Source organism: Sphingomonas sp. MS122 (genome assembly GCF_049532975.1).
GTDB lineage: Bacteria > Pseudomonadota > Alphaproteobacteria > Sphingomonadales > Sphingomonadaceae > Sphingomonas.
Map to the genome: position 1 here is coordinate 3438646 of NZ_CP186695.1, position 26416 is coordinate 3465061.

The following is a 26416-nucleotide window of genomic DNA, read 5'->3' on the forward strand; positions in this document are numbered from 1 at the left end:
AATCCTACACATCTACGTCATTTGGACACTTACTTCGGCGCTCGCCGTCACTTTAGATTCTGGGGTGGGCGCCATCAAAAGGCTTCAAATGATCAGACTGACAATCGAAACACCCAATGGCGAGACCCGCGCGATCGAGGTGATGCCCGAAGGCTCGCTGATGGAAGCCATCCGTGACAATGGCTTCGACGACCTGCTGGCATCGTGCGGGGGGTGTTGCTCGTGCGCTACTTGCCACATCATTGTCGATGCCCGCTATTCTGGAAGCCTGGCGGCGATGTCGCCTGACGAGGACGCGCTGCTGGACGGTTCCGACCATCGGGAAGAACATTCGCGCCTGTCCTGCCAAATTGCGCTGGGCAATGAATTAGACGGGTTGAAGCTGCGCATCGCGCCCTCGGATTGAGCGCGGGCCGCACGGCGCAACGCGCGGCGGACGCTAGCAAAGAACAGCTGGGCAACGAGGCGCCGAAGCGCTTATGAGCCCAGCAACTTCTTTCTAAACAGCGCCTTGATCAACCTGTCTTCAAGAATGCGCCCGACGACATAGAGCGCGGCGAAGAGCGCTGCAAAGACATAGGCAGGCGTGGGCGAGGGTTTCTCGTCGCCCCCTTTGTCTTTCTTTTTCTTTTCGGGAGCGGGTGCGCCCAGAGCCTTGTCGATCGGATTTTGCAGCGGCTCCGCATCCTTTTTATTGGGCTTTTTCGATGCGTCCGCCGCTTTCCCGGACTTGCCCGCGGCTTCGGCTGGCGGTTTCTCGAGCTTGCCCATGGCGACGGTAAACTGAGCGAATCCCAGAAACAGCAACGGCGCCAGAAAGCAGCCCAGCAATGCCCGGCTGGTCAGGTGATAGCGTAGCACCGCCCCGGCCACGCCATTTTCAATCCGCAAGGTGCCACCATCGAAAACCGACATCTTGTCCTGCGCCGCCTGGTCCTTCTTGCGGAAAACCAGCGTGTCACCTGTCCGCTCGTGGCTGGTGCCGACTTGGCGGAACAGGGGGTCGAGCCTGTCAAAGGCATCCTCTTCTGAGTGCCCGGGAGCGAGAGGCATGCTGCCCCTGACGTGCCAGATCCAGTCGATGAAACGCAGGTTCACGCTATCTCCTTTTGAGCAAACGGCTCGATGCCGCCTTGGCATGACGAAAGGATAGAGGAAGGTCGTGCGAACGAAGGCGTTCCCATTATTCGGCTGGTACCGCCGCCACGGGTCGGCTGAAACGCTCCCTGAGCGCCTTCCAGCCCTCGGTGAAGGGATAGGTCATCGTCTCGCGGATCGACATCGGGCGCCCGCCTTCCATCCCCAGCAGTTCTGCTTCGCCGTCCACGCATGTGCCGAACATGCGGTCGATGATAATCCAGGTGCCGGCATAATTACTGCGGCTGGCTTCATAGTCCTGCGAATGGTGCAGGCTATGGTGCTCGGTGGTGTTGAACACGTAACGCCACCAGCGTGGCGTGTTGAAGCGAACATTGATGTGCTGATAAGTGCTTACCGCCAGGCCTATCGTTCCCGCGAGCAGCGCCGCCCTCGGCAGGAAATCGAAAAATCCACCGACACCAAGTCCAATTAGGAACAGTTCTACCGGATTGCCTACCGCGCCTTTGTTGACGTTCAACTGGGTGATATAGTGATGAGGTGCGTGGGTAAGCCATAGCGGATGCCAGTTATGCATCCCGCGATGCATCCAATATTGGCCGAAATCGAAGATGAACGAGATCAGGAAGGCCTGCACCAGCAGTGGAAGCCCAATGAACCACGCCAACTTGTCCCAGCTAAAAGCCTGCTGGACGGCTTCGATCATGACTCCGTCGCCGATATAGCCGTCAACCATGCGGAGAACCGTATAGCCGAGCGAGACATAGAATAGATCGGTGATCAGTTCCTTCCAGGTCAGGCGCCAGCTGTCGTAGCGTGGGTTCACCCATTCGAGGACGAGGAGCAATACCTTGAAGCCGATGCCGATGCCGATCGCGGTCGACGCCGTGGCGATGGAATTGGGCGCATAATACCAGAACGCGATCAGTGCGAACAACATCGTGGGCTGGAACCAGGTGAAAACGAACCGCTTCACCGGGCCGCCTTCCACTCTGGGAATATTCTCCCAGCCCACGGTCACCGGCGACTGTCCGCCGATCACCCTTTTGCCTACGCGCACTCCGTCCATTTTGTCCTCGCGGCCCCGACCATCGGCTTCAAGCTATCCGAAACCCCGGAGCCACCTCATACGTCATCTGACGTACCCCTCTCGTCAAAGCTGAGAGCCGCTCCGGCAAGAGCAGTCGGCCTCGGCATGGTCGCGGGTCGAGAGCGCACCGATCCGATGATCTTGAAACCCGACCAGGGTTCGGATGCGCCTTTGATGCGGCAACCCGCTCGCCATTGACGGATCAAGCCGAGCGTCGCTTCTCCGAGGACGGGGCGCCGAACATCGGACGCAGACGGCCGAGCCGATTGAGCGAACGATACAAGCAGAGTAGCATTTACGCGAAGGCTTGCAGCCTCCACCCCGCATTCAGGAGCAGATGCCCGAACTGATGCGCTTCGCTCACACAGCCCAGCGAGATGCCATCCGTGCGCGATACTCGCTTAAGAATATCTGTCGAAGCTCAAGAGCGAGCCTGTAGATTGACTTGATGGTATAGCGGCGACCAACACCGCCAACGATCCCAATATGGCATAGAACGCGATCTTCACTTACGCGAACAAGCCCATCTGTCTGCCTTCGCGTGTTACGCATCGTGGGTCATTGCCTAATGGCGCACCTGATCAATCACTGATGCGGACTCGAGGTCCGTCTGGACTTGAGATCAATCCGCGACAAATCGGACCGACGCATGATTGCGTAGCATGGAGCTATGCGAGTTCGATTGACCAACGTTGTCAACCTAGGCACGACAGCCATATGGGAATCAAGAAGCAGAGCGTGACGATCATGGACGTCGCGCGCGTCGCGGGCGTTTCCTCCAAGACCGTATCGCGCGTGCTGAACAACGAACCGCATGTGAAGAGCGCGCTGCGTGAACGGGTGATGCACGCCGTCACCAGCCTCAACTATCATCCCAACGTCAACGCGCAGGGCTTGGTGCGCCGGCGCACCTATCTGATCGGACTGGTCTATGAGAATCCGAGCCCAAGCTATGTCGTCGAACTCCAGCGCGGGGCGATCGAGCGGCTGACCGGCGAACGCTATCGGCTGATCGTACTTCCAACCAGCTCGGTCGAGGAAAATGCGGAACAGATCGTGCCGTTGCTGCGCGCGGCCGCGGTCGACGGCGTAGTGCTTCCGCCTCCCGCCTGCGACAGCCGCATCGTCCTCGAGCGACTGGCCGCGATCCATATGCCTTTCACCCGGGTCGCGCCCGTGCTGTTTCCGCAAATCGGTCCGCGCGTCGGCATGGACGACGCGTCCGCTGCGCGCGAGATCGCCGACTATGTCATTGGGCTGGGACATCGCGACATCGCGATCATCAAGGGCGATCCGACCCACCGGTCGACCAGCGAGCGGATGCGAGGCTATGCCGCCGCACTCTCGGCCGCGGACGTGCGTGTGCGGCTCGACTGGATCGAGGATGGGCTCTTCACCTTCGCGAGCGGGCAGGAAGCCGCCCGGCGCCTGCTCGACCGCCCCGACCGGCCGACCGCGATCCTCGCGATGAATGACGACATGGCGGTCGGCGTCACGATGATGGCGCGGGAAATGGGGATCGAGGTGCCGACCGAATTGTCCGTGACCGGATTTGACGACTCGGAGATCTCCCGCATCACATGGCCGCGGATCACCACCGTGCACCAGCCCGTGTTCGAGATGACACGCGACGCGACTGACTTGCTGCTCGCGATCATGGACGGGCGCCCTCATCCCGAGGAGCTTCACCACGAACACAAGTTGCTGATCCGCCAATCGACCGCCCCGCCGCCGCGCTAGAGTCGGATTCGGCTTCGCTGACCTGACTCCAGAATTCGATCTCAGCGTCGCGCGCCGCGTAGGAGCGCGAAATCGGGGCGGCGGGTCTCGCTCGGGTCGCGCAGCCGGTCGAGCAGTTGATCGTGAGCCGGCGCGGCCGAGCGCCATGCGGACATCGCCGTACGCATCTGCGCGACGATCGTATCGATCTGGTCGAGCGGCGAATGGGTGACGAGCGGATCATAGCTCGCCGGGCGCAATCCCATCCCAACCGCGACGAAGAACCAGCTGATGTCGGCGAACAATTCGGCATGCCGGCTGACGATCCGCCCGGCGCGGGTGAACATCGCGAGCTTTTCGACGAGCGAGTCAGGAATCGGCAGATCGCGCACATGATCCCAGAACGGCTCTCCGACGCGCCGGTTGGGCAGATAGTGGAGCATCAGGAAGTCGCGGATATGCGCATATTCGCGTCGGGTTTCGCGGTTGAATGCGTCGGCCAGCACGGGATCGCAATGGCGGTCGGGCCAATAGTCCAGCAGCCGATTGATCGCCGTGTGAATCAGGTGGATGCTCGTCGATTCGAGGGGCTCGAGAAAGCCGGCGGCAAGACCGATAGCGATGACATTGCCGATCCAAGGCCGCTCGCGATGCCCCGGGATGAAACGCAGCAGCCGCGGTTCGGCCAGGGGCGGCGCGTCGACCGCCGCGGCCAGCTCGTCCACCGCCGCATCGTCACCGATGAATCGGCTGCAATAGACATAACCGTTGCCGGTCCGGCTCTGGAGCGGGATGCGCCAGCGCCATCCTGCCGACTGGGCGGCGGCGAGCGCGTAGGGCGTGCGCGGCGGGTTCACGCGGGTCGGCATCGCCACCGCGCGGTCGCACGGCAGCCAGTCGCGCCAATCGGCATAGCCCGACCGCAGCGCGCGCTCGATAAGCAGCCCGGTAAAGCCCGAACAATCGATATACAGATCCGCTTCGATCGGCGCGCGATCCGCAAAGCGGAGCCGCGCGACACGGTCGGGCGCGGCGGTCTCGACATCGGTAATGGTGGCGACGATGCGCGCCGTCCCGTTCGCCATCGCATGCCGGGCGAGGAAATCGGCGACCTTCCCCGCATCGAAATGCAGCGCAAAGGTCAGCCCCGACCCGGGAAAGCTCGCCTGATGCGGCGGAAAGGTCAGGCGGTTCTGCTCGGCCAGCGCGATCGCCGGACAATAATCGGCTAGGTCATGCGGCCCGCCATCGGCCTGGGCAAGACGCCACCAATGGTGGTGGAAGGGCCGGCGGTCGATCGTCATCCCGAAATTGCCGAAAGGATGCCAATAGCCGCTATCGCGCGTCAGCCAGCCTTCGAACCGGATCGCCAACTTGAACGTCGCATCGCACGCACGGATGAAGTCGACTTCATCGATCTCGCAATTGTGCAGGAATTCGAAGATCGGCGGAATGGTCGCCTCGCCTACGCCGACCGTCGGCACGTCACTCGATTCGATCACCGTGATCGCGGTGCCGCTTCCGCGGAGAAGGTGCGAGAGCTGGGCGGCCACCGACCAGCCCGCCGTGCCGCCGCCGACGATCGCGATCGATCGGATCGCTTCCGGCGCCGCTGGATCGCCCTCGCTCATCGCCGCTCTCCGTTACGATGTGCCGCATCGCGGATGCGGCGACAAAGTTGACCGCGGACGCATGACACACCCGCGGTCATCAGGGGGGCTTAGAAATTGAACTTCACGCCGCCATAGATCCGGCGCGAGCCCGATTCGTAGCGGAAGGGAAGTTCGGGGAACTGCAGATAGACCTTGCTCGATTCGCGCGTAATGTTGATCGCTTCGACGAACACTTCGAAATTGTCGGTCACCGCGTAGCTCACCTGCGCATCGAGTTGGCCATAGGGTTTCTGATAAATTCCGAGCGTCCGGGTAACCGGTCCGTCGGCGAAGCCGAAATTGCCCAGGAACTGCTTCGACCGCCAGCTATAGGAAGCGCGCGCCGCGAAGCCGTACTTCTCGAAATAGATCTGGCCATTGGCGCTGTGCTTGGACACCCCCGGCAAGGGCAGGCCGTCGTCGAAGTCGTTCGAAGCGTCGGTCGTGGTGTCGGAGTAGGTGTAGTTGGCGGTAAAGCCGATGCCGAAATCGAACGCATATTGCGCGGCGAGCTCGAAGCCCTTGACGCGCCCGCCGCTGCCATTGGCCGGCTGACGTACCGGTCCCTGCCGCCCGCCCGCCTGATCGTTCACGAAAACCGGCACCGTCTCGTTGACGATGAAGCTGTCGACCTCCTTCCAGAACAACCCGGCCGAGAGCAGTCCCTGGCGACCGAAATAATGCTCATAGGCCAGGTCGATCTGATAGGCGCGGAAGGGATCCAGCTCCGGATTGCCGCGGCTGCCATTGGTGAACTTGAACAGATTGTCGGCGGGGTCGCGGGTGAAATCCGTCTGGAACCCCTGACCCAGCGAGACCAGCGGCGCACGCGAGGTGACGCGCGCAGCCGAGAAACGCGCCTTGCCCCCCTTGCCCACGTCGACGACCGCGTTCACGCTCGGCAGAAAATCGGTGTAGCTGCGCACGACGGTGTTGGTCGTGAAGTCGCGCAACACGCCGTTCCAATTGTCGGTGCCCCAATAGGAGGGATCGGCATTGGCGGGCTGGTTCTGCTCGACCTGCAGTTGCGTATTGACGATCCGCAGGCCGACATTGACGTGATAGGGATCGTCCGCACTGCCCAGGTCGGCCATGATATAGCCGGTCTTGGTCTCTTCCTTGACCCGATAGGACTGGATCGGATCCTCGAAGAAGGCGAAGGGCGTGGAGGGGTAGAGCGACTGGATCCAGCCGAGCGCATTGGTCATCTGCGCACGGTTCTGCACCAGCACCTTGTCGCCCTGCACCACGCCGCCCCCGGCGAAATTCGTGATCGTCTCGACCCGCTCGGGGTTGCTCACGAACGTGTGGTACGGTGTGATCAGCGCCGGCGAATTGCCGAAACGGGTGCATCCGGCGAAAGCGGCCGGCTTGTTCGCCTCGGGCAGGTCGCAAATCTTGTAGCCGATCGCGCCGTCCTGGAAATATCCATAGGGCGTCCAGTTGTAGGAGAAGCCCGGCACGCGCTGCGACGCGGGAATGGTGGTCGCGTCGATCTCCCCCTTGCCGCTATAGTCCGCGAGATAGCGTCCCGATGTGAAGTCGACCGTGCGCTGGCCGTAGCGGAACCCGGCGCTCAGCATGATCGCGTTGGTCTCGCTGTCATCGATGTCATATTCGAAATCGGCGCGGATCGAATGCCCGTCGGTCTTCGAGCGGTCGCCGAACGCCCAGTGCGACTTGAAGAAGCCATAGGCCGGATTGGTGAACAGATCCGCCGGCGTTCCGGCGGCAAGACCAAAGCTCGGGAGATCGCCGTTGCGATAGGTGAAGTCGATCGTCGCCGGAGCCGCGCTGTTGGGGGTGAAGCCGGGCTGAGGACCCGTAGTCCCCGGCCCGCGCACGCCGTACCGCGTGTAGCGCACGTCGGCGTTCGCAACATCGCGATTGAGGTCGGAGCGCGCATAGTTCGCCTTGACCGACGCCCGGAAATTGCGGCCGTTGTCGAAGTCGATCGCGAATTGGACATTGTCCGAGGTGATTTCGGACACGTCGACGAACGAGATCGCCTCCGCGGATTGCGCACGCACCGTCCCGCTGACCAGCACGCCGTTGGAATTTATCTCATATCCAGGCAACAGCCCCAACGATTCGCCTTGACCGAAGGGAAATTTCACCGACGCCTCGCGCGTGTCGATCTTCAGGTCCGAGTGGAAATATTGGGCGCTGAGCTCGAGCGAGTCGGTGGGCTTGAAGTTGACACCGAGCGATCCGCCCCAGCGCCGCCGGAACTGGTCGCGATCCGTCGCGTAGCGATATTCGGGGGCGTAATAGTTGGTCGGCACCGTGGCAGTGTCGCGGCGCCCCGCGGCAAAGGCCCAGTTGCCCCGGTTTTCGCCCCCCAGCACGTTGAAATGGGCGCGCGTCTCGTCATAGCTGAACGATGCGATGATGCCGAACCGGTCGTCGAAATTGTAGCCGGCGACGATTGCGCCCGCCGGCTCCCAACCGTCGATCTCGGTGCTGCGCGACACCTTGACGTTGCCGCCGACCGTGAGCCCGTTTTTGAGGCTGAGCGGGTTGCGCGTATTGAGATTGACGATGCCGCCCAGGCCGCCTTCGAGCAACGAGGCATTGGGCGACTTGTAGACCTCGACCCCGCCGATCAGCTCGGACGGCACGCCCTCCAGGCTGTCGCTGCGGTTGAAATTGCCCTCGCCGACCTTGAACACCTCGAGACCGCTCACGAACAGTTCGTCGTTGAGCGTTGTCACATTTTGCTCGAGTCCGCGGATGCGGACCTTGCTGCCCTGGCCATTCTCGCGATCGATCTGGATGCCCGGCAGACGCTGAAGCGACTCGCTGACATTCTGGTCGGGGAATTTGCCGATGTCCTCGGCCGTGACCGATTCGATGATCTCGTGGGACTCGCGCTTCGCCGCGAGCGCCGTTTCGAGCGAGCGCCTGAACCCGCTGATGACGACCTCTTCAGTCTCTTCGCCCCGGGCATCCTGCCCAGAATTGTCTGCGCTGTCAGTCTCGCCGGACTCCTGCGCACAGGCGGGCATTACGGACGCGAGTGACGCAGCTGATACGGCAGCCAGTATCGCGATTCGCCTGAAGAAGACGCGCCTCATCACAACCTCCCCTGGTTAAATTATATCCATAAGACCAATAACTTATGGCTATGCGCAGATTTGCAGCCCCTGCGCTCAGCCATGGCCACCTTCTTGTGGAGTAGCTCCAGTCAAAGGATTGACAGAAAATTGCCAACGTTGTCAAAATAATTTTGCGGCGCGAACGGACAACGTCCGACGGGGAGAGACGGCTTGCCAAAAGCCATGCGTGCCCTTTGCATCTGCCCATTCCGTCCTGGCGGCGGGCGATGGCCCTGGCGATCGCGAGCGCATTGTTCTGTGGCACCTCGCCGGGCGCCGTGTCCCGGCCGGCCGGTCCCGTACAAGAGACGATAGGACGCGCGGCGCGGGTGTCAGCGGCCGGGTGGCCCGCGCCCGCTTGGCCGCTGTCCACCGCCCCGCAGTCGCGGCGCGGATCGCCGAACTTCTCGCGGGAATGAGCACCGGGGAGAAGGTCGGTCACCCGCGTATTCGCCAGAAGCTGCCGGACCGCAATTCACCTGATAGCTGTCACTCCATTACAGCCTGAACGAATGAGCGCTTTCAAGATCGCGGCGGGGCGGACTGAACGTCCGCAATGAGGGCGCAAAGCCGCCCGGCTACCCGCAACCCAATGTCGACCATTGGCACCGCGATCGCTGAATAGCCGCTCCTGACGGGAACCGTCAGCGGGCGAACCGTCATCCAGCATGACCGCGCGCCATATCGATCAACGCCTTGAACGCGGCCGAGGGATTGCGCCTGCTAGGATAGTACAGACACAAGGGCACTAGCGGCGGCGTCCAGTCCTCCAGGACCCGGACGAGACGGCCTGCTTCGATGTCTTCACGTACATCGGACTCCATGAAGGAACCGATGCCGAAGTGATCGAGCACTGTGATGCGGGCAAGGCTGGCTTCATCCAGCGTGATCGGACCTTGCACATCGATCTGGACGGGTTGGCCATCCTTTTCGAATTGCCAGGGAAGCAGCGCGCCATTCGGCAACCGGATGCGCAGGCATGAATGGTGCAGCAGGTCGGGGGGCACACGGGGCTTGCCGTTGGCTTTGAAATATTCGGGCGACGCGACCACGGCAAGACTCCGGGCAGGACCGACCGGAACGGCAATCATGTCGCTCGGCACCAGATCCGCCCTCCTCAGGCCAAGATCGAACCCTGCGGCAACGATGTCCACGATCCGGCCCTCGGTGACGAGATCGATGTGAACTTGTGGATAGCGCCGCAAGAACTTCAACAGAAGCGGACCCAGAACCTCCCGCGCACCTGTCGCGAACGCATTGATTCGAATGGTCCCGGAAGGAGTTTCCTGCTGGGCGCGGGCGGCGCCCATCGCATCGTGCAGGGTTTGTACGGCGGGCCCGACCTGATCGACGAAGTTTCGTCCAGCGTCCGTCAGGGAAACACTGCGGGTGGTGCGATTGAACAGCCGCACGCCGAGCTGGCGCTCCACTTTCCCGATGACGTTGCTCAGTGCGGTGGTCGACAGGCCCAGTTCCAGCGCTGCCGCTCGGAACGATCCACGCCGCGCAATGGCGAGAACAGCATCAAATTCGATCAGGCTGTGTTTCGCCATTGTCCCGGTTTTCGCAATGTCACGTGCCGGTTTGGCCCGATTATCGTGAATGATGTCGATCTCTAAATCAACCCCGTCCCATCAAGGAGGCGAGCATGTCGATCAAACTACCCAAACCCATCGCAGACTATGTCGGCGCAAATGCACGCCTCGATGTGGACGGCATGCTGAAGCCTTTCGCCGCGGACGCCGTCCTGTTGGACAACGGAAAACGTTTCGAGGGCCTCGCCGAAATGCGGACCTTACTCGAAGAAGCGGTGGTCGGCGCGAAGGCGATCTTCGCGCCGGATAGTGTTCGCCACGAGAATGGCCGGGTCGTGGTCGAAGGCCCTGCCCATGGCGATTTCAAGGGCAGCCCCATCCGCTTCACCTATGGGTTCACGCTCGAAGACGAAGCCATCAAAGTCCTGGAGATCACCGCATGACCATCAAGGCTGATCCGACCGAGTTCGCGGGAAAGCGCGTGCTCGTCAGCGGCGGCACCAAAGGCCTGGGCCGCGCCACCGTCGACCGCTTCCGCGCCGGTGGCGCGCAGGTGATCACCGCTGCCCGCGGGACCCTGGAACCTATCGACGGCGTCGAGTTCGTCCAGGCGGACCTGACGATGGCCGAGGGCGGGGAAATCCTGGCCAAGGCGGCGCTCGAGCGGTTGGGCGGCATAGATATCCTTGCTCATGTGATCGGCGGCTCGTCCACGCCGGGAGGCGGCTTTGTCGCCCTGACGGACGAGCACTGGCTCGCGGAGTTGAACCTCAACCTTCTGGCCACGGTCCGCCTCGATCGCCTCCTCGTTCCGCAGATGATCGAACGCGGCACCGGTGCGGTGGTGCACGTCACCTCCATCCAGTCGGTCCTGCCGCTCCCCGAGGCGACCACCGCTTACGCCAGCGCCAAGGCCGCGCTCAGGACCTACAGCAAGGCCATCTCCAAGGAGCTGGGGCCGAAGGGCGTGCGGGTAAACGTCGTCTCCCCCGGCTGGATCATGACCGAATCGTCCGTCGACCTGCTGAAGCGCCTGCAGGCCGCCAACGGCGGCACGATCGGGGAGGCGCGGCAAGTCGTCCTCGACAGCCTGGGCGGAATCCCGATCGGGCGTCCGGCCGAGCCCTATGAGGTCGCCGATCTCATCGCCTACCTGGCCTCCGATCGCGCCGCCGCGATCCACGGCGCCGAGTTCGTCATCGACGGCGGTACCGTTCGGACAGTCTGAAGTCCTGCCTCGACGCTCGCCCTCCCTGGAGACGTCGGGAAGCAGCTTCAGGTTGGAATATCCGGTGCCATATCGGCCGATATCAAAGGCACAGCTGATGAAGGTCGGTTCGTCCCAATCTCGGCAACCCGGCCGCCATCCAATAGCCGGATGAACGAAGGGCAGGTTTTGGATCCCGCCGAACCAAGCTGAACGGCTGAGATTGGGGCGCATAGCTGCCGTGTGACGATGGCCTTGCGGATAGGTCATCCGTCGCGCGTCAACTCTGTAGTGCAATCTCTGCCGGTGGTTCAAGGACCGGCCGCAGCCGGCCTCACCCCCGCGATCACGCATTAGACCTGATTGGATTGCATTATTTTATCGAGCGTCACTGGTGCCTCGCGTATGCGCGCGCCGGTCGCGTTGAACACCGCGTTGGCGATTGCCGCCGAGACGCCGACGATGCCGATTTCGCCCAGCCCTTTTGTGCCCAGGGGGTTGAGCACTTCCTCCCGCTCCGGGATGAACAGCACGTCGAGGTTCCGAATGTCGGCATGGACGGGTATGTGATATTCGGCAAAGTCGCGATTGACGAACTGCCCGTCGCGCGAATCGACCACCGACTCCTCGTGCAGTCCCGATCCGATTCCCATGATCATCCCGCCGAGCAGCTGCGAACGCGCGAGCCGCTCGTTGATGATCCGCCCCGCGGCGAACGCGCCCAGCGCGCGGCGGATGCGGAGCTCGAAGCTGACGCGGTGCACGCCGATCTCGATGAACTGCGCGCCATAGCTGTGCGCCGAAACCGGCAATTTCTCGGGTGGCGGCAAGCCACCCTGCCCGCCTTGCGCCGAAAGACCCTTGGGTGCGTATCGCCGAATAAATTCAGCCAGCGAGCGCGACTGGCCATTCCAGTGCACGCGTCCTTCCGCCAACCGCACGGGTCCGCTGGCTCCGGCGAGCTTTCCCATTTCCGCGCGCAGGCTCTCGCATGCGCGGTGGACGCCGGCGCCGGCGCTGGTCATGCCGAACGATCCGCCGGAGCCGGCAGTGCGGGGGAAGCGCGAATCGCCGATCTCGAACCTGACGCGGTTCACCGGCAGCCCGGTTTCCTGCGCCAGGATTTGCGCCATGCTCGTCCAGCTTCCCGTGCCGAGATCGGTGAAGTCGGCGCGTCCGATCGCGGTGCCGTCGGGCGTCAGCTCGACCATCGCCGATGCAGGCCGCACAAAGGCGGGGAAGGTTGCCGCCGCCACGCCGAAGCCGACCAGCCAGTCGCCCTGCCGCAGCGATCCGGGCGCGGTCGGCCGCCGCTTCCAGCCGAACCTCGCCGCGCCCTCCTTCAGGCACGCCACCAGGCTACGGCTCGAAAAGGGCTTGTCGCCCTCGGGGTCGCGCGCCGGCTCGTTGAGCAGGCGCAGCTCCACCGGATCCATCTTCAGCACGTGCGCGAGCTCGTCCATCGCGCTCTCGAGCGCAAAGCTGCCCGGTTGTTCACCCGGCGCGCGCATGATGTCGCCGCTCGGCATGTCGAGCATCACCCCCCGGCTGGTCGTCAGCCGGTTGGGCGCCTGGTACATCCCGCGCCCGAAGGTCGCGGTCTGCTCGATGAACTCGTCATAGGGCGTGGTCTGCTGGATCACGTCATGCGCGAAGGCCGTGAGCCGCCCGTCGCGCCCCGCGCCCAGCCGCACCCGCTGGTGGTTGAGCGGCCGGTGGGCGGTGTTGGCGAACATCTGCTGGCGGGTCTGCGCCACCTTGACCGGGCGGCCGAGCCGCTTCGCCGCCATCGCCGCCAGGATCGCGTTGGGCGTCACCGGCACCTTGGAGCCGAAGCCGCCGCCGATGAACGGGCTGAGCACGCGAATATCCTCGGGCGGGATCAGCAAGGTCTTGGCGATTGTGCCGACCGCGGTGCCCAGATTCTGCTGGGCCGACCAGAGCGTCAGCCGATCGCCCTGCCACTCAGCGATTGCTGCATGCGGCTCCATCGGCATGTTATGTTCGTACGAGGTCACATAGGTCGCGTCGACCTTGACCGGCGCCGCCGCGAACGCAGCCGCAAAATCGCCCTCGCTGGTGTCGGGCTGGGCAAAGGCGTTGATGCGATTGGCGGGTTTGTAGGCCTTGTCCCGGTGCCGCTCGAAATCGACGGTGGCACGATCGGGAGCATAGCGCACCGCGACCAGCGCCGCCGCGGCGCGCGCCGCCTCGAGCGTCTCGGCGACCACCAGCGCCACCGGCTCGCCATGATAACGCACGGCCGGCTGGAACAGCACCGGCATCGGCCGGTCAAAGCGGTTGGGCTGGGTCGGTCGCGGAGGCGGACCGCCCTGCTTGGGCGCATTGGTATGCGACATCACCAGAAGCACGCCGGGGGCGCGCTCTGCGGCCTTGGTGTCGACCGCGAGAATCCGGCCCCGCGCGATCGTCGCCTCGACGATCCAGCCGTAGGCGGCCTCGCCCGCGCCGCGATACTCATAGGCATATTTCGCCTGGCCGCGCACCTTAGCCGGTCCGTCGAGCCGGTGGACCGGATCGCCGATCATCTTAACGTCGCGCCAGGTGTCGGCCAGCGGAATGACCTCGGGCGTCGGCTGCTGCGTCATTTCAGACCTCCTCGCCCAGCGCCGAGGCGATCACGCGCTTTGCGAGCGGCACCTTGAACGCGTTGTGCGGGCGAGTTCGTGCCGGCGTCAGCTCGGCGTCGATCGCCTGCGCGACCGGCGCGCCGCTGGCGATCGCGGCCTCCAGACGGCTCGCCCGCCAAGGCTTGTGCGCCACGCCGCCGAGCGCCACCGCCCGGCCCGCTACCGCCAGCGAGATCAGGGCAAAGGCGTAGGAAGCGCGGTCGCGCACCTTCACATATTTCTGCTGGCCTCGGGGCGGAGGGGGCAAGGTCACGTGTGTGATCAGTTCGCCGCGCTCGAGCACCGTCTCGATCTCGGGCGTGCTGCCGGGAAGGCGATGGAAGTCGCCGATCGGGATACGGCGCGTGCTGCCGTCCGCCTTCACCGTCTCGACTGTCGCGTCGAGCGCGGCCATCGCCACCGCCATGTCGGAGGGATGGGTGGCGATGCAGCGCTCGCTCGCGCCGAGGATCGCATGGATGCGGTTGAACCCGCCGATCGCCGAGCAACCCGAGCCCGGCTCGCGCTTGTTGCACGGCTTCGAGGGGTCGTAAAAATAGTAGCAGCGTGTCCGCTGCAGCAGGTTGCCGCCCGTGGTCGCGCGATTGCGGAGCTGCCCCGAAGCACCCGCAAGCAGCGCCTCGGCCAGCACGGGGTAACGCTCGCGCACGGTCCGGTTAGCCGCCAGATCGCTGTTGCGCACCTCGGCGCCGATGCGGAGGCCCCCGTCGACGCGTTCGATGCGGTCGAGCGCGAGGCGGCTGATGTCTATCAGGTGCGCGGGCGTCTCGATCTGCAGCTTCATGAGATCGATGAGATTGGTGCCCCCGGCGATGAACTTGGCGTCAGGGCGCGTCGCGACCGCGCGCGCGGCGGCGGCCGGATCAGTCGCGCGCTCGTAGCTGAAGGGCCTCATGCCACACCTCCCGCGTCCCGGATCGCTGCGAGGATGCCGACATAGCAGGAGCAGCGGCAGAGATTGCCGCTCATCCGCTCGCGGATCTCCTCGTCATCGAGCCTCGGCCGCGAGGCGACATCGGCGGTGACATGGCTCGGCCAGCCCGCCTTCGCTTCGTCGAGCATGGCGATCGCCGAGCAAATCTGCCCCGGCGTGCAATAACCGCACTGGAAGCCGTCATGCTTGATGAAAGCCTCCTGCATCGGATGGAGTCGGTCGTCGCTGCCGAGCCCCTCGATCGTGGTGACTTCGTCGCCATCGGCCATCACGGCGAGCGTCAGGCAGCTGTTCGCGCGGCGGCCGTTGAGGATCACCGTGCACGCGCCGCACTGCCCGTGATCGCAGCCTTTCTTGCTGCCGGTCAGCCCGAGATGCTCGCGCAGGAAATCGAGCAACGTGGTTCGTGTGTCGACATCGCGCGTCTCGCGCCGGCCGTTGACCGTGAGCGTCACGCTCGTCGTCGGTACTGCCGGCTTGGGCGCTTGCGCGGCCGCCTCGCCCGCCGCCAGCAGCGCCGGAGTGGCCACGCCAGCTTCGATCAGCTCACGGCGCGTAATCCCGATATCGTCGGTCATATTGGAATACCTGCTTTGAAGGCGCCACGCTGGCCGAACCGATGCAGCTCGTTTCAGTTCCGCATTCATCGGTGCCGTCGAGCGGGGGCAATCGCGTTTTCGGCAGGATTGGTCGAAGGCCGCGCCTGCTGCGCGCGCGCAACGACACCCGGGTAGCGTTTGCCGGGATACCACGGCTCGCGCAGAAGCCGGTCGAAGCCGGGGAGCCCCTCGACATGCTGCAGCATACGCCGGCGCAACGCCGCGTCGGGAATTTCTCCTCGAAGGGCGGCGATGTTCTCGGCCGCGTGGGCGGGAACCGACGTCGCGCAAAGGGCGCAGGTCACCGCGGGATGCCCGATCACCCATTTGAGGAAATATTCGGACCAGTCCGCAATGCCGATCTCGCGCGCGAAATCGGGGACCGGCCGGGATCCGACCAGGCTGAACAGGCGTGCCTTCTCGAACGGCATGTTGACGAGCACGCCGACGCCCTTGTCCGCCGCGAGAGGAAGCAGGCGCTTTTCCGCTTCGCGCATCGCGATCGAATAATGGAGCTGGACGATGTCGAGCTCCCCCTTGGCGATCCATTGCGCCATCGGCTCGAAATAGGTCTCGTCATGGTGCGACACGCCGATATGGCGGATCAGCCCCTGCTGCTTCCATTCCTTCAGGCGCGGCAGGACGGTGTCGACATTGACGAGGCTATGCACCTGCACCGCGTCGATCCGGCTCCGCCACAGGCGCTGCAGCGATCGGTCGAGGCTCTGCCGCGCGCGCGATGCGTCTCCCAGATAGTCGCCGGTTTCCCAGACCTTGGTGGCCGTCCAGAGCCGATCGCCGCCATAGTCGAGCATTGCCGAGAGATCGCCGACATTGATTTCGCCCATGCCGTAGAGCGGAGATGTATCGACGACCGAACTTCCACCCTCGACATAGGTTTGCAGCACCCGCGCGAGATGGCTGCGATCGGCGCCCGGAAGCAAGTCGAAAGTCATGAAGCTACCCAGACCGACCGTCGGCAGTGCCTCGCCGCTCCTGGGCAGCGTCCGACGGTTGACGGTCTCGCGCTGTCTCGCAACCGTCGGCAAGGCAATGATCGCCGCCGCTCCGGCACAGGTTTGGGCAAAGGTCCGGCGCGTGTACATGACACCTCGTCCACTGGGCTGTACGCCTTCTAGCGGTCGAGAACGGCCGGCCGCTCGTCGCATCCTGATCCGCTTTCGCCCGATCGTGACCTCCTTGCCAAAACCGGTCCCGCGGCGCTTACTGCGATCGCGATGGAAGATGCCGGCCCTGACATGCGCTTGATCCAGCCCTATGCGGACGATTGGACGAGCGTCCGCTTCGGCAACGGCAGCTTCGATACCGCGAGCCGGGAACTCACGCCGGTGGTGGAGGGGCTGATCCGCACTTCGCAGGACATGCTTTACGTCACGCTCAGCGGAAGCGCGCGGCATCTGGAGGTCCACACCGTCTGCGGGCACCGCTATCAGGGGCCCGAGCGGGCCGGCGCGGTCTCCTTCATCCCCGCCGGCTGCGAGCGACGGCTGGTGCTTCAGGACGTCCGATCGCGTTGGGCGTCGATCTCGTTGCCCCCGCAGCTGACGGCGATGTTATGGCCGGAGGACCGTCCGGCCGCACGTCCGGCGCCGTTCACCAATGCCCACCACCCCTTCATTGCGACCGCCGTTGCCGAATGCGCCCGGCTCCACCGCGTGGACGGCGTATTCGATCCGGCATATGCGGAGACGCTCTCCGCCGCCATAGTGCACTATCTGACGCGCGCCGACGGTGCAGCCGCGCGGCCGGGTGGCGGCCGCAGTGCGGGTTTGTCGCCACGCCAGATGCGGACCGTGCGCGCCTATGTCGAAGCGCATCTGGACCAGCCGATCTCGGTCTCGACGCTGGCTGCCTCCATCGGCATCTCTGCCGGCCACTTCTTCCGCGCTTTCCGCTCGACGGCCGGGATGACGCCGCTCGCCTATCTCCAGAAAACTCGAATGGCCCGCGCGATGGAAATGCTGGAGCGCGGAGACGCCTCGATCACTGAAGTCGCGCTCAGCGTCGGCTTCTCCAACCTTGGACATTTCTCACGGCTGTTCGCGAGATCGACCGGACGGCTGCCATCGGCATATCGTCGGGGCGGTCCGCTCGGTGAGGACAGCAAGTAACAATCGCGAAGTTGCAGATTCGAGTGCCGAATTTTGGGCCGATTGCGGAATCGGCAGTTCTCGGATCAAAATTTTCGAAAGCTGGCTCGAGAGAGCATCGGCGCTCGTATTGAAAGTCGACGCAGACTATCTGCTGAGCGCCGACATCTTGGCGGAAACATCGGCGTTCGCCCGCAGCACGTCTGGGGCTGGACGCTAGCCGCCAGGACGCGACGCGCAGCAATTCGCAGCGATCTGCGCGAACAGCCGGGTGATGATCCGTCGAGGCGCCGATATGCCAAGGTGCGCAAGCTCCGTGCGCTCTGCGCACGCGCCGGTTACCGATGCGACGCTAATGCCCTGGAGAGCGTGCGGGTCCGGACGTCGAGTCCCTCGCGCGACACGATTCCCGACAACCGACGATCAGATGAAGGGTCAGAGCTCTGATGATGAAGCCGCACCGATGCTCGAACGTCGTCCGGACAGAATTTCACTGACAGAATTGTCATGTTGACGTCAGCGTCGCGACCGGCGCGCACATCTAGCGCTGGGGCATGACCGATACCGCAAAGCTGCTCCAGTTCGTACGCGCGCGCCGCAAATCCTTCCTTCTCGTCGGAGGTGCAGGTGTGGTCGCCCTGGCCGCCCTCGCCTATTCGGGCACCGGACGGACCCAGCAGCAACCCCCGGCGCAGCCGCCCGTCCCAGTTCGCACCGTCATGGCCGAACGGCGCGACGTGCGTCACGAGATCGAAGCGGTCGGCACCGTCGAATCGCTGCAGGAGGTCGTGATCCGCTCGCAGGTCGACGGTGTGCTGACGCGGCTCCATTTTGCCGAAGGCGATCTGGTGCGCCGTGGCCAGCTTCTCGCCACGATCGACGATCGCCCGCAACGCGCTGCGTTCGAGGCGGCGCAGGCGCAGCTCGCGCGCGATTCGGCGCAATTGCGCGCCGCGGAGCTCGATCTGGCACGCTACCAGAGCCTCGTCGCCCGCAACGCGATCTCGCAGCAGATGGTCGATCAGCAGCGCGCCCAAACCGAGCAGCTCCGGGCGACGGTCCGTCTCGACAGCGCCAATGTGGAAACCGCGCGGGTCAACCTCTCCTATACCCGCATCGTCTCGCCGGTGAGCGGCCGCGTCGGCATCCGGCGCGTCGATGCGGGCAACCTCGTCCGGACAAGTGACGCCGACGGCATCGTCTCGGTCGCGCAGGTCAATCCGATCTCGATCGTCTTCCCGGTTCCGCAGGTACGGCTCGCCGACCTGCGGGCGAGCGCGCGCGATGCCCAGGGCGCGGTGGTCGAGGCTCGTGACCGCGACGGCGGCGGGCGGCTCGACACCGGCCGCATCACCGCCTTCGACAATGCGTTCGACGCGCGCACCGGCACCGGGCGAGTGCGCGCGCAGTTCGCGAACGGCGCCGAGCGGCTCGTGCCCGGCGCATTCGTTGCGGTGCGCATGCGGACCGGCGTTACTCCCGGTGCGGTGGTGCTGCCCGCAGTCGCCGTCCGTCCCGGCGTCGAGGGGCATTTCGTCTATCGGGTCACCAACGGCGCCGTTCAGCGCGTGCCCGTCACCCTTGGCTACACCAATGACGAGGTCGCCGTCGTGACACGTGGCATCGTCCCGGGCAACGTCATCGTGCGCGACGGCTTCTCGCGACTGCGCGACGGGGCGAAGGTCACCGTTAGCGGCAACGGCGCTGCAGGGACCGGCCAGTGAGCGCGTCCGCCGCATTGCCCGCCGGGAACGAGGCACCACCGGCGCGGCGCGGCTTCGCCACTTGGTTCATCCACCACCCCGTCGCGACGGTGCTGATGACGCTGGCCGCGACGCTGCTCGGCCTATTCGCCTTTTCCAGCCTCCCGGTCGCGCCGCTGCCTGAGGCTGATTTCCCGACCATCCAGGTCAGCGCCAGCCTGCCCGGCGCGAGCCCCGAGACGATGGCGTCCTCGGTCGCCACGCCGCTCGAGGTGGCGTTCACCGGAATCCCCGGGGTCACCGAGATGACCTCGGCCAGCGCACTCGGCCAGACCAGCATCACCATCCAGTTCACGCTCACGCGCGATATCGATGCCGCGGCGCAGGAAGTCCAGGCGGCGATCAACGGCATCGCCGGACGGCTGCCGAGCGACCTTCCCAACCTGCCCACCTGGCGCAAGGTCAACCCGACCGACAGCCCCGTGCTGGTGCTCAGCGCCACCTCCGACGAGATGCCGCTGACCGAGCTCAGCGACCTGATCGAGAACCAGCTCGCGCGCCAGCTCAGCCAGATCGATGGCGTCGCCCAAGTCAATATCGTCGGACAGAACAAGCCATCGATCCGCGTCCGCGCCCAGCCCGACCGGCTCGCCGCCTATGGCATCAGCATGGCGGATATCCGCCAGGCGGTGCAGGGTTCGAACGTCAACCTCGCCAAGGGCGCGGTATTCGGACGCGACGCGGTCGCGACGTTTGAGGCGAACGACCAGCTCTTCACGCCGGCCGATTATGGCCAGGTGATCGTCGCCTGGCGCGACGGCGCGCCGATCCGCCTGCAGGACGTCGCCGAGATCAGCGTCCAGGCGGAGAACAGCTATGTCGGCGCCTTCCCCAACGGCAAGCCCGGGCTCGGCATCATCATCATGCGTCAGCCGGGCGCCAATGTCGTGCGCATCGCCGACGCGATTCAGGCCGCGCTGCCCCGCCTGACCGCAGCCTTGCCCGCCAGCGTCGAGGTCTCGGTGCTCAACGATCGCACCCGCACGATCCGTTCCTCGCTGCACGAGGTCGAACTGACCCTTGTCATCACCCTTGCGCTTGTCGTGCTCGTCATGGGCCTGTTTCTGCGGCAGGTGTCGGCGACGCTGATCGTCGCCGCAGTGCTCGGCGTCTCGGTGATCGCGACCTTCGCGGCGATGTACCTGCTCGGCTTCAGCCTCAACAATCTGACGCTGGTGGCGCTGGTCATCGCGGTGGGCTTCGTCGTCGACGACGCGATCGTCGTGGTCGAGAACATCCATCGCCACATGGAGATGGGCAAGACCGCAATGCACGCCGCGATCGAGGGCGCGCGCGAGATCGGCTTCACCGTCGTCTCGATCACCTTCTCGCTCATTGCCGCCTTCATACCGCTGCTGTTCATGGGCGGGATCATCGGCCGGCTGTTCCGCGAATTCTCGCTGACGGTCACCGTCTCGCTGCTGATCTCGGTCGTCGCGTCGCTCACGCTCGCGCCAATGCTGTGCGCGCGTTACCTCAAGTCGCCGCCGCATGGCAGGGAAGACGGCAAGCGGCGCTTCACCGACCGCCTGATCGACGGTTATGGCCGCGCACTCAAATGGACGCTGGCGCGGCAGCGTCTGACCTTGCTTGGCTTCGCGGCGACGATCGGCGCGGCGGTCGCGAGCTATGTCTACATCCCCAAAGGCTTCTTTCCGCTTCAAGACACTGCCTTCATTATGGGGCAGACCCTCGCGGCCGAAGACATCTCCCACGCAGACATGCGCGCCAAGCATGAAGCGATCGCCGCGATCATCGCCAAGGATCCGGCGGTGCAGCAGTTCAATCACGCGATCGGGGCGACGGGCGGAAGCCAGTCGCTCGCCAATGGCCGCGTGTGGATCGTGCTCAAGGACCGCGGCGACCGCGACGTCTCGTCCGAGGGCCTGATCGCGCGCCTGCGTCCGCAACTCGCGCGCATCCCGGGGATCACCGTATCGATGCGATCGGCGCAGGACATCAATATCGGTACGGGCGGCGGCGCGGGACAATATTCCTACGTGCTCAAATCGACCGACACACGCGAGATGGCGCGCTGGGCGGCGCAGATGACGCAGGCAATGGTGCAGTCGCCGCTGTTCCGCGACGTCCGCAACGACGTCCAGCTTGGGGCGCGCATGCAGGGCATCACGATCGATCGGGCCGCGAGCGCGCGTTACGGGCTCAGCGTCGACGCGATCGACCAAGCCTTCTACGACAGCTTCGGACAGCGTCAGATCAGCGAGTTCCAGACCCAGGCGAACCAGTATCGCGTCGTGCTGGAGGCCGATCCGGCGCGCTATGCCCGCGTCGCCAGCCTCGACACCATGTTCCTTCGCTCGCCGGTGACCAACGCGATGGTGCCGCTCTCGGCGGTGGCCAGGATCGACACGCAACGCGCAGGTCCGCTCTCAATCGGGCGTCACGGGCTGTCGCCCGCTGCCAATATCAGCTTCAACTTGCCCGCAGGCGTCGCGCTGGGCGAGGCGATGGCCGGGATCGAGCGGATCCGGCAAGAGATCGGCGTCCCGCCGTCGGTCACCGGCGCCGCCCAGGGTTCGGCCCAAGCTTTCCAGGATTCGCTCGCGACCCAGCCACTACTGATCCTGGCGGCGCTGATCGCGGTCTACGTCATCCTCGGTATTCTCTATGAAAGCTTCTCGACCCCGCTCACCATCCTCTCGACATTGCCCTCGGCGGGCCTCGGCGCGGTGCTGATGTTGTGGCTGTTCGGCCTCGATTTCTCGATCATGGCGCTGATCGGCGTGATCCTCCTGATCGGCATCGTGAAGAAGAACGGGATCCTGATGGTCGACTTCGCGCTCGATGCGCAGCGCAGCCGGGGGATTTCGCCCGAGGCGGCGATCTACGAGGCGGCGATCACGCGCTTCCGGCCGATCATCATGACCACGATCGCCGCGCTGCTCGCCGCGATCCCGCTGATGCTCGCCTTCGGCACCGGTGCCGAACTCCGTCAGCCGCTTGGCGTCGCGGTGGTCGGCGGTCTGGTCATCAGCCAAGTCCTCACGCTTTTCTCCACTCCTGTCGTCTACCTGGCGCTCGACCGCCTCTTCCATCGGGCGCGGCCCGAGAGGACGCCCCGCCTCAAGACCATGCTCGAAGGCGCTATGGCATGACCCGGACTCTCCTTCTTCCCTTCCCCATCCTCGCCATTCTCGCCGGTTGCGCACAAACGCCCGCCGCAGTCCCCACTCCCAGCAATCTGCCTGCGCGCTGGGAGGCGGCGTCCCCCGTGTCGACTGGCGAGATACCCGGCGCGTGGTGGTCGAGCTTCGATGACCCCGTGCTCGACGGCCTGATCGACAGCGGACAGCAGCACAATGTCGATCTCCGAATCGCGGCAGAGCGCGTGATCGCCTCCCACGCGCTCCGCCGTGCCGCCACCGCCGGGTTCTTCCCCGAGATCCGCGCCGAGGCCGGTGTCACCGCGGCCCGCCGCACGGCCAATGATTCCGCCGGCATCGGACTTGGCGCGAGCTGGGAGCCTGATATCGGCGGGCGCCTGTCCGCCGCGGTCCGCGCAGCGCGTGCGGATACCGGCGCCACCGCAGCTGATGCCGAGGCAGTACGGCTGCTGCTGATCGAGGAGATCACGCGCGCTTATATCGACTATCGCCTACAGCGCGCGCTGATCGCGCTGACGACGCGAACTGTCGCGGCGCAAGAGGAAACGCTGCGCATCACGCGCGACCGCTTCGAGTTCGGCATGGCCAGCGCGCTCGACGTCGAACGCGCGGCGGCGCTCGTCTCGCAGACGCGTTCGGAACAGGCGGTGGCGAGCGAGGCGGCGGACGCGGACCGTTTCCGCCTCGCCTATCTGTTATCGACCACGCCCGAAAACATGACCGCGCGGCTGGCCACCGGTGACGCGATACCGGCTGCCGATCCCCTCGTGGTGCTGCGCTCGCCCGCCGACGTCCTCGCGGCGCGGCCCGATATCCGCGCGGCCACGGCGCGCTATGCGGCGACGGCGGCACGGCGGGACGGCGCCGCTGGGCTGCGCCTGCCCTCGCTGTCGTTGTCGGGGCTGGTCGGCCTCGATGCGGGCGGGATCGGCAGCCTGCTCGACGGCGGCACGACGATCGCTTCGGTCGCCGCCGCGCTGGTGCTCCCCGCGCTCGATTTCGGTCGCCGTCGCGCCGAACTCGACGCAGCGGATTCGCAGCTCCGCGTGGCCGGGCTCGATTATGAGCGGGTCGTGCGCTCCGCGCTGCAGGAAACGCAGACCGGTATTGTCTCCTATTTGCAGGGCCAGATGCGCGAGCGCGAGCTTGGCCGGGCGGCGGAGGCCGCCCGCCGCGCGGCGGCGCTTTCGCAGCTCCAGTACCGCGAGGGCACGCTGTCGCAGCTCGAGGTTCTCGATGCCGCCCGAACCGTCTATCAGGCGGAGCGAGACCATGCGCGAGCGCTCGCGGACGTGTCGGCGCGGCTGGTCTCGCTCCACCGGCAGATGGGCGTCGCGCCCGCCGCGCCGGTAACGGCAAGCGGAGGGAGCGGCACGGCACAGTGAAGATTCTGATCGTCGAGGACGAAACCAAGACCATCCACTATCTGCGCCGCGGCCTCGCGGAACAGGGCTACGCCGTCGACTATGCGATCGACGGCGAGGACGGCCTGCACCTTGCCTCCACCGGCGATTATGACGCGATCGTGCTCGACGTGATGCTGCCCAAACTTGACGGCATATCATTGCTCGCCGCGTTGCGCGCGGAACGCGATACACCGGTCATCATGCTCACCGCGCGGGATTCGGTCGACGATCGCCTGCGCGGGCTCGGTGCGGGCGCCGACGATTATCTGGTGAAGCCCTTCTCCTTTCTCGAGCTGCTGGCGCGGCTGCAGGCGATCGTGCGACGTGGCCGCGGGCAGGAGGCGACGCAGGCGCGGATCGCCGACCTGCATGTCGACCTCATCGCCCGCCGCGCCACACGGGGGCGGCGGCGGCTCAACCTGACCGCGAAGGAATTCGCATTGCTGGCGTTGCTCGCGCGGCGGCACTCGCAGATCGTCTCCAAGACTGTCATCACCGAACTGATTTGGGACATTAATTTCGACACCAACACCAACGTCGTCGAGGTCGCGATCAAGCGGCTGCGCGCCAAGCTCGAGGCACCAGGCGAGGCCAAGCTCCTGCATACGGTGCGCGGCATGGGCTATGTGCTCGAACCGCGCGACGAGGCCGCGGCATGACGCGATCGATTGCCGGACGGCTGGCACTGATGTTCGGATTGGCGGTAACGTTGGTGTCGACGATCGCCGGCATCGCGCTGTTCGCGTTCCAATCCGCGCAGATCAAGCACCACAAGCGCGAAGAGCTGAGTGCACGTTTCCAGATCGTCGAGCGGATGGTCAAGGATTCGACCTATGCCGCCAAATGGCAGATTATTTCCGGAAAGCTCCGCGATTTCACGCCGCCAGACGGCAGCCTCTATTTCATCGTCGAAAGCCCCGACCCGCGCTTTGCCTTTCAGACCGGGGCGCTCGCCGCCGCGCAATGGAAGGGGCCGCGCGAGGGCTTCGGCAAGGCGATCATGCCCGATCGCAAATATCTGACGCTTGCCCGCACGATCCCCGCGGCAGGCGAACGCCCCGCCGTCCGGCTGGTCATCGCACTGGGCAGAAAATATGTCGACGAGACCGAGACCGGTCTTGCGGTGGGCATCGCGGTAATGTCGCTCCTCGCCATCCTCACAGTCGCGGCTTTGGGCTGGTGGATCGCGCGCCGCGGCCTCGCGCCGGTCGACCGATTGTCCGAGCATGCGCGGCTGCTGGGTGCCGAGAATCTCACCCAGCGCTTGCCGACCGAGACCTTGCCCGCCGAGCTGTCGGGACTGGTGCTCTCCCTCAATGGCGCGCTCGACCGCGTTGCAGACAGCTATCAGCGGCTGTCGACCTTCAACGCCGATGTCGCGCACGAGCTACGCACCCCGCTCGCCAACATGATCGGCGCGGCCCAGGTCGCGCTGTCCCGCGACCGCTCCGTGCGCGAGCTCGAGGAAGTGCTTCAATCCAACCTCGAGGAGCTCGACCGGATGCGCCGCATCGTCAACGACATGCTCTTCCTCGCGCGCGCCGATCAGGGCGAAGTCGCGGCCAATCTCACCATCCGCTCGCTCGCCAATGAGACGCGAAAGAGCGCCGAATTCATGGCCCCGGTCATGGAGGAGGCGGGCGTCACGCTGGAGATCGATGGCGACGCCGAGGTTCCGATCGAAAGGGCGCTGTTCGGGCGTGCGATGACCAATCTGCTCGACAATGCCGTGCGTCACGGCACGACGCCGGGCCGGATCATCGTAAAGATCGCTTATGAAGGCGATGCCGCTTCGATCGGCGTGTCAAATCCTGGTCCGGCGATCGAGCCCGCCCACCTCGACCGCATCTTTGACCGCTTCTACCGGATCGATCCCGCACGCTTCAACGACGGCGAAAGCCACGGCTTCGGGCTGGCACTGGTCAAAGCGGTCGCCCGGATGCATGGCGGATCGGTTTTCGCCCGTAACGAACCGGGCCGCATCTGCATCGGTTTCACCGTGTCGCGGACCGACCGGTCCAAAGAGGAAATACCCCGGCACGGCACACTCATTCAGTGACTCTTTCGAATGCTGAGGATGCGTAGACGCTACAGGTTCACTGGTTTAGAAATTGACCCCGTTTACATGTAGCCATTCGCCGATCATCGCCTTCTCGGCGTCGCCATCCCGGTCCTGGCAAGCGTCCCAGCTGTGGCGCAAACCGAGCCGCCGCCAGCGCCAGCGGAGCAGGAGATCACCGCCACAGGACGGCATTTGTTCGCTCCTCGAATCTCGACGGGAAGCACTGAGGCCATCTCGTCGACTTCGGCACAGGGAGCGCCCCAACAACGCCGCGCACGATTTCGACCGTAGGGCCCAAAAGGGGTCGCGCGGGCGAGTTAATCGCCCAAGCTCACACGTTGAGAGAGGAGGCGTATACGAGCTGGG

General features: G+C 64.9%; 19 protein-coding genes. 10 read left to right on the top strand and 9 right to left on the bottom strand.

Features of this window, described 5'->3' with window-relative positions; genetic code table 11:
* Window positions 1-88: 88 nt before the first annotated feature.
* On the top strand, window positions 89-406 hold the full coding sequence (locus ACO227_RS16710) for a 2Fe-2S iron-sulfur cluster-binding protein (protein WP_423603264.1): 318 nt from the start codon (window positions 89-91) through the stop codon (window positions 404-406).
* Window positions 407-477: 71 nt separating this feature from the next.
* Here the strand turns inward: ACO227_RS16710 and ACO227_RS16715 are convergent, their stop codons facing one another.
* Window positions 478-1098 (bottom strand): hypothetical protein, encoded by a 621-nt coding sequence (locus ACO227_RS16715; RefSeq protein ID WP_423603266.1) that lies wholly within the window; start codon window positions 1096-1098, stop codon window positions 478-480.
* Between the two features lie 85 nt (window positions 1099-1183).
* Window positions 1184-2167, bottom strand: a complete 984-nt coding sequence (locus ACO227_RS16720) for a sterol desaturase family protein (RefSeq protein ID WP_423603268.1) — start codon at window positions 2165-2167, stop codon at window positions 1184-1186.
* 738 nt (window positions 2168-2905) lie between these two features.
* On the opposite strand from ACO227_RS16720, the gene ACO227_RS16725 reads away from it, so the two are divergent.
* Complete coding sequence (locus ACO227_RS16725) at window positions 2906-3928, top strand: LacI family DNA-binding transcriptional regulator (protein ID WP_423603270.1); 1023 nt, start codon at window positions 2906-2908, stop codon at window positions 3926-3928.
* Window positions 3929-3969: 41 nt separating this feature from the next.
* Here ACO227_RS16725 and ACO227_RS16730 read toward each other — a convergent pair whose 3' ends face one another.
* The 3 genes from ACO227_RS16730 to ACO227_RS16740 all read right to left on the bottom strand — a co-directional run bounded on the left by ACO227_RS16730 (window position 3970) and on the right by ACO227_RS16740 (window position 10210).
* Entirely contained in the window at window positions 3970-5538 is a 1569-nt protein-coding gene (locus tag ACO227_RS16730; protein WP_423603272.1) for a tryptophan halogenase family protein, read from the bottom strand.
* An 89-nt stretch (window positions 5539-5627) separates the two neighbouring features.
* Window positions 5628-8567 carry a TonB-dependent receptor gene (locus tag ACO227_RS16735; RefSeq protein WP_423603273.1) on the bottom strand — a complete coding sequence of 980 codons (2940 nt, stop codon included), beginning with the start codon at window positions 8565-8567 and terminating at the stop codon, window positions 5628-5630.
* A gap of 749 nt (window positions 8568-9316) precedes the next feature.
* The gene (locus ACO227_RS16740; RefSeq protein WP_423603275.1) at window positions 9317-10210 is read right to left on the bottom strand and encodes a LysR family transcriptional regulator; all 894 of its coding nucleotides are present in this window, start codon (window positions 10208-10210) and stop codon (window positions 9317-9319) included.
* Window positions 10211-10305: 95 nt separating this feature from the next.
* Here ACO227_RS16740 and ACO227_RS16745 point away from each other — a divergent pair, with 95 nt between their 5' ends.
* Both ACO227_RS16745 and ACO227_RS16750 read left to right on the top strand, forming a co-directional pair.
* Window positions 10306-10635 carry a nuclear transport factor 2 family protein gene (locus ACO227_RS16745; protein ID WP_423603276.1) on the top strand — a complete coding sequence of 110 codons (330 nt, stop codon included), beginning with the start codon at window positions 10306-10308 and terminating at the stop codon, window positions 10633-10635.
* Window positions 10632-11420 carry an SDR family oxidoreductase gene (locus ACO227_RS16750; RefSeq protein ID WP_423603278.1) on the top strand — a complete coding sequence of 263 codons (789 nt, stop codon included), beginning with the start codon at window positions 10632-10634 and terminating at the stop codon, window positions 11418-11420. Before ACO227_RS16745 ends, ACO227_RS16750 begins: the two co-directional genes overlap by 4 nt.
* A gap of 332 nt (window positions 11421-11752) precedes the next feature.
* On the opposite strand, the gene ACO227_RS16755 is transcribed toward ACO227_RS16750, so the two are convergent.
* The 4 genes from ACO227_RS16755 to ACO227_RS16770 form a co-directional block, all read right to left on the bottom strand.
* The gene (locus tag ACO227_RS16755) at window positions 11753-14008 is read right to left on the bottom strand and encodes a xanthine dehydrogenase family protein molybdopterin-binding subunit (protein ID WP_423603280.1); all 2256 of its coding nucleotides are present in this window, start codon (window positions 14006-14008) and stop codon (window positions 11753-11755) included.
* A 1-nt stretch (window position 14009) separates the two neighbouring features.
* A complete protein-coding gene (locus ACO227_RS16760; RefSeq protein ID WP_423603282.1) occupies window positions 14010-14945 on the bottom strand; it encodes an FAD binding domain-containing protein in 936 nt (311 codons plus the stop codon).
* Window positions 14942-15562 carry a 2Fe-2S iron-sulfur cluster-binding protein gene (locus tag ACO227_RS16765; RefSeq protein ID WP_423603284.1) on the bottom strand — a complete coding sequence of 207 codons (621 nt, stop codon included), beginning with the start codon at window positions 15560-15562 and terminating at the stop codon, window positions 14942-14944. Before ACO227_RS16765 ends, ACO227_RS16760 begins: the two co-directional genes overlap by 4 nt.
* Window positions 15563-15627: 65 nt before the next feature.
* On the bottom strand, window positions 15628-16752 hold the full coding sequence (locus tag ACO227_RS16770) for an aldo/keto reductase (protein WP_423603286.1): 1125 nt from the start codon (window positions 16750-16752) through the stop codon (window positions 15628-15630).
* Between the two features lie 69 nt (window positions 16753-16821).
* On the opposite strand from ACO227_RS16770, the gene ACO227_RS16775 reads away from it, so the two are divergent.
* From ACO227_RS16775 to ACO227_RS16800, 6 genes are all read left to right on the top strand, one after another.
* On the top strand, window positions 16822-17715 hold the full coding sequence (locus ACO227_RS16775; RefSeq protein ID WP_423603287.1) for a helix-turn-helix domain-containing protein: 894 nt from the start codon (window positions 16822-16824) through the stop codon (window positions 17713-17715).
* A gap of 533 nt (window positions 17716-18248) precedes the next feature.
* Window positions 18249-19418, top strand: a complete 1170-nt coding sequence (locus tag ACO227_RS16780; protein ID WP_423603289.1) for an efflux RND transporter periplasmic adaptor subunit — start codon at window positions 18249-18251, stop codon at window positions 19416-19418.
* A complete protein-coding gene (locus ACO227_RS16785; protein ID WP_423603290.1) occupies window positions 19415-22573 on the top strand; it encodes an efflux RND transporter permease subunit in 3159 nt (1052 codons plus the stop codon). The genes ACO227_RS16780 and ACO227_RS16785 overlap by 4 nt, the downstream gene beginning before the upstream one ends.
* The gene (locus tag ACO227_RS16790; protein ID WP_423603292.1) at window positions 22570-23967 is read left to right on the top strand and encodes an efflux transporter outer membrane subunit; all 1398 of its coding nucleotides are present in this window, start codon (window positions 22570-22572) and stop codon (window positions 23965-23967) included. Before ACO227_RS16785 ends, ACO227_RS16790 begins: the two co-directional genes overlap by 4 nt.
* Window positions 23964-24647, top strand: coding sequence for a heavy metal response regulator transcription factor (locus ACO227_RS16795; protein WP_423603294.1), 684 nt, complete (start codon window positions 23964-23966; stop codon window positions 24645-24647). Before ACO227_RS16790 ends, ACO227_RS16795 begins: the two co-directional genes overlap by 4 nt.
* Entirely contained in the window at window positions 24644-26047 is a 1404-nt protein-coding gene (locus tag ACO227_RS16800) for a heavy metal sensor histidine kinase (RefSeq protein ID WP_423603295.1), read from the top strand. Before ACO227_RS16795 ends, ACO227_RS16800 begins: the two co-directional genes overlap by 4 nt.
* The last annotated feature ends 369 nt before the right edge of the window (window positions 26048-26416 follow it).

Bases quoted from the DNA above. Each gene is read 5' to 3' on its own strand.
- ACO227_RS16710 (WP_423603264.1), top strand. From the start codon at position 89: ATGATCAGACTGACAATCGAAACACCCAATGGCGAGACCCGCGCGATC.
- ACO227_RS16720 (WP_423603268.1), bottom strand. From the start codon at position 2,167: ATGGACGGAGTGCGCGTAGGCAAAAGGGTGATCGGCGGACAGTCGCCG.
- ACO227_RS16725 (WP_423603270.1), top strand. From the start codon at position 2,906: ATGGGAATCAAGAAGCAGAGCGTGACGATCATGGACGTCGCGCGCGTC.
- ACO227_RS16730 (WP_423603272.1), bottom strand. From the start codon at position 5,538: ATGAGCGAGGGCGATCCAGCGGCGCCGGAAGCGATCCGATCGATCGCG.
- ACO227_RS16735 (WP_423603273.1), bottom strand. From the start codon at position 8,567: ATGCCCGCCTGTGCGCAGGAGTCCGGCGAGACTGACAGCGCAGACAAT.
- ACO227_RS16740 (WP_423603275.1), bottom strand. From the start codon at position 10,210: ATGGCGAAACACAGCCTGATCGAATTTGATGCTGTTCTCGCCATTGCG.
- ACO227_RS16745 (WP_423603276.1), top strand. From the start codon at position 10,306: ATGTCGATCAAACTACCCAAACCCATCGCAGACTATGTCGGCGCAAAT.
- ACO227_RS16750 (WP_423603278.1), top strand. From the start codon at position 10,632: ATGACCATCAAGGCTGATCCGACCGAGTTCGCGGGAAAGCGCGTGCTC.
- ACO227_RS16755 (WP_423603280.1), bottom strand. From the start codon at position 14,008: ATGACGCAGCAGCCGACGCCCGAGGTCATTCCGCTGGCCGACACCTGG.
- ACO227_RS16760 (WP_423603282.1), bottom strand. From the start codon at position 14,945: ATGAGGCCCTTCAGCTACGAGCGCGCGACTGATCCGGCCGCCGCCGCG.
- ACO227_RS16765 (WP_423603284.1), bottom strand. From the start codon at position 15,562: ATGACCGACGATATCGGGATTACGCGCCGTGAGCTGATCGAAGCTGGC.
- ACO227_RS16770 (WP_423603286.1), bottom strand. From the start codon at position 16,752: ATGCGACGAGCGGCCGGCCGTTCTCGACCGCTAGAAGGCGTACAGCCC.
- ACO227_RS16775 (WP_423603287.1), top strand. From the start codon at position 16,822: ATGGAAGATGCCGGCCCTGACATGCGCTTGATCCAGCCCTATGCGGAC.
- ACO227_RS16780 (WP_423603289.1), top strand. From the start codon at position 18,249: ATGACCGATACCGCAAAGCTGCTCCAGTTCGTACGCGCGCGCCGCAAA.
- ACO227_RS16790 (WP_423603292.1), top strand. From the start codon at position 22,570: ATGACCCGGACTCTCCTTCTTCCCTTCCCCATCCTCGCCATTCTCGCC.
- ACO227_RS16800 (WP_423603295.1), top strand. From the start codon at position 24,644: ATGACGCGATCGATTGCCGGACGGCTGGCACTGATGTTCGGATTGGCG.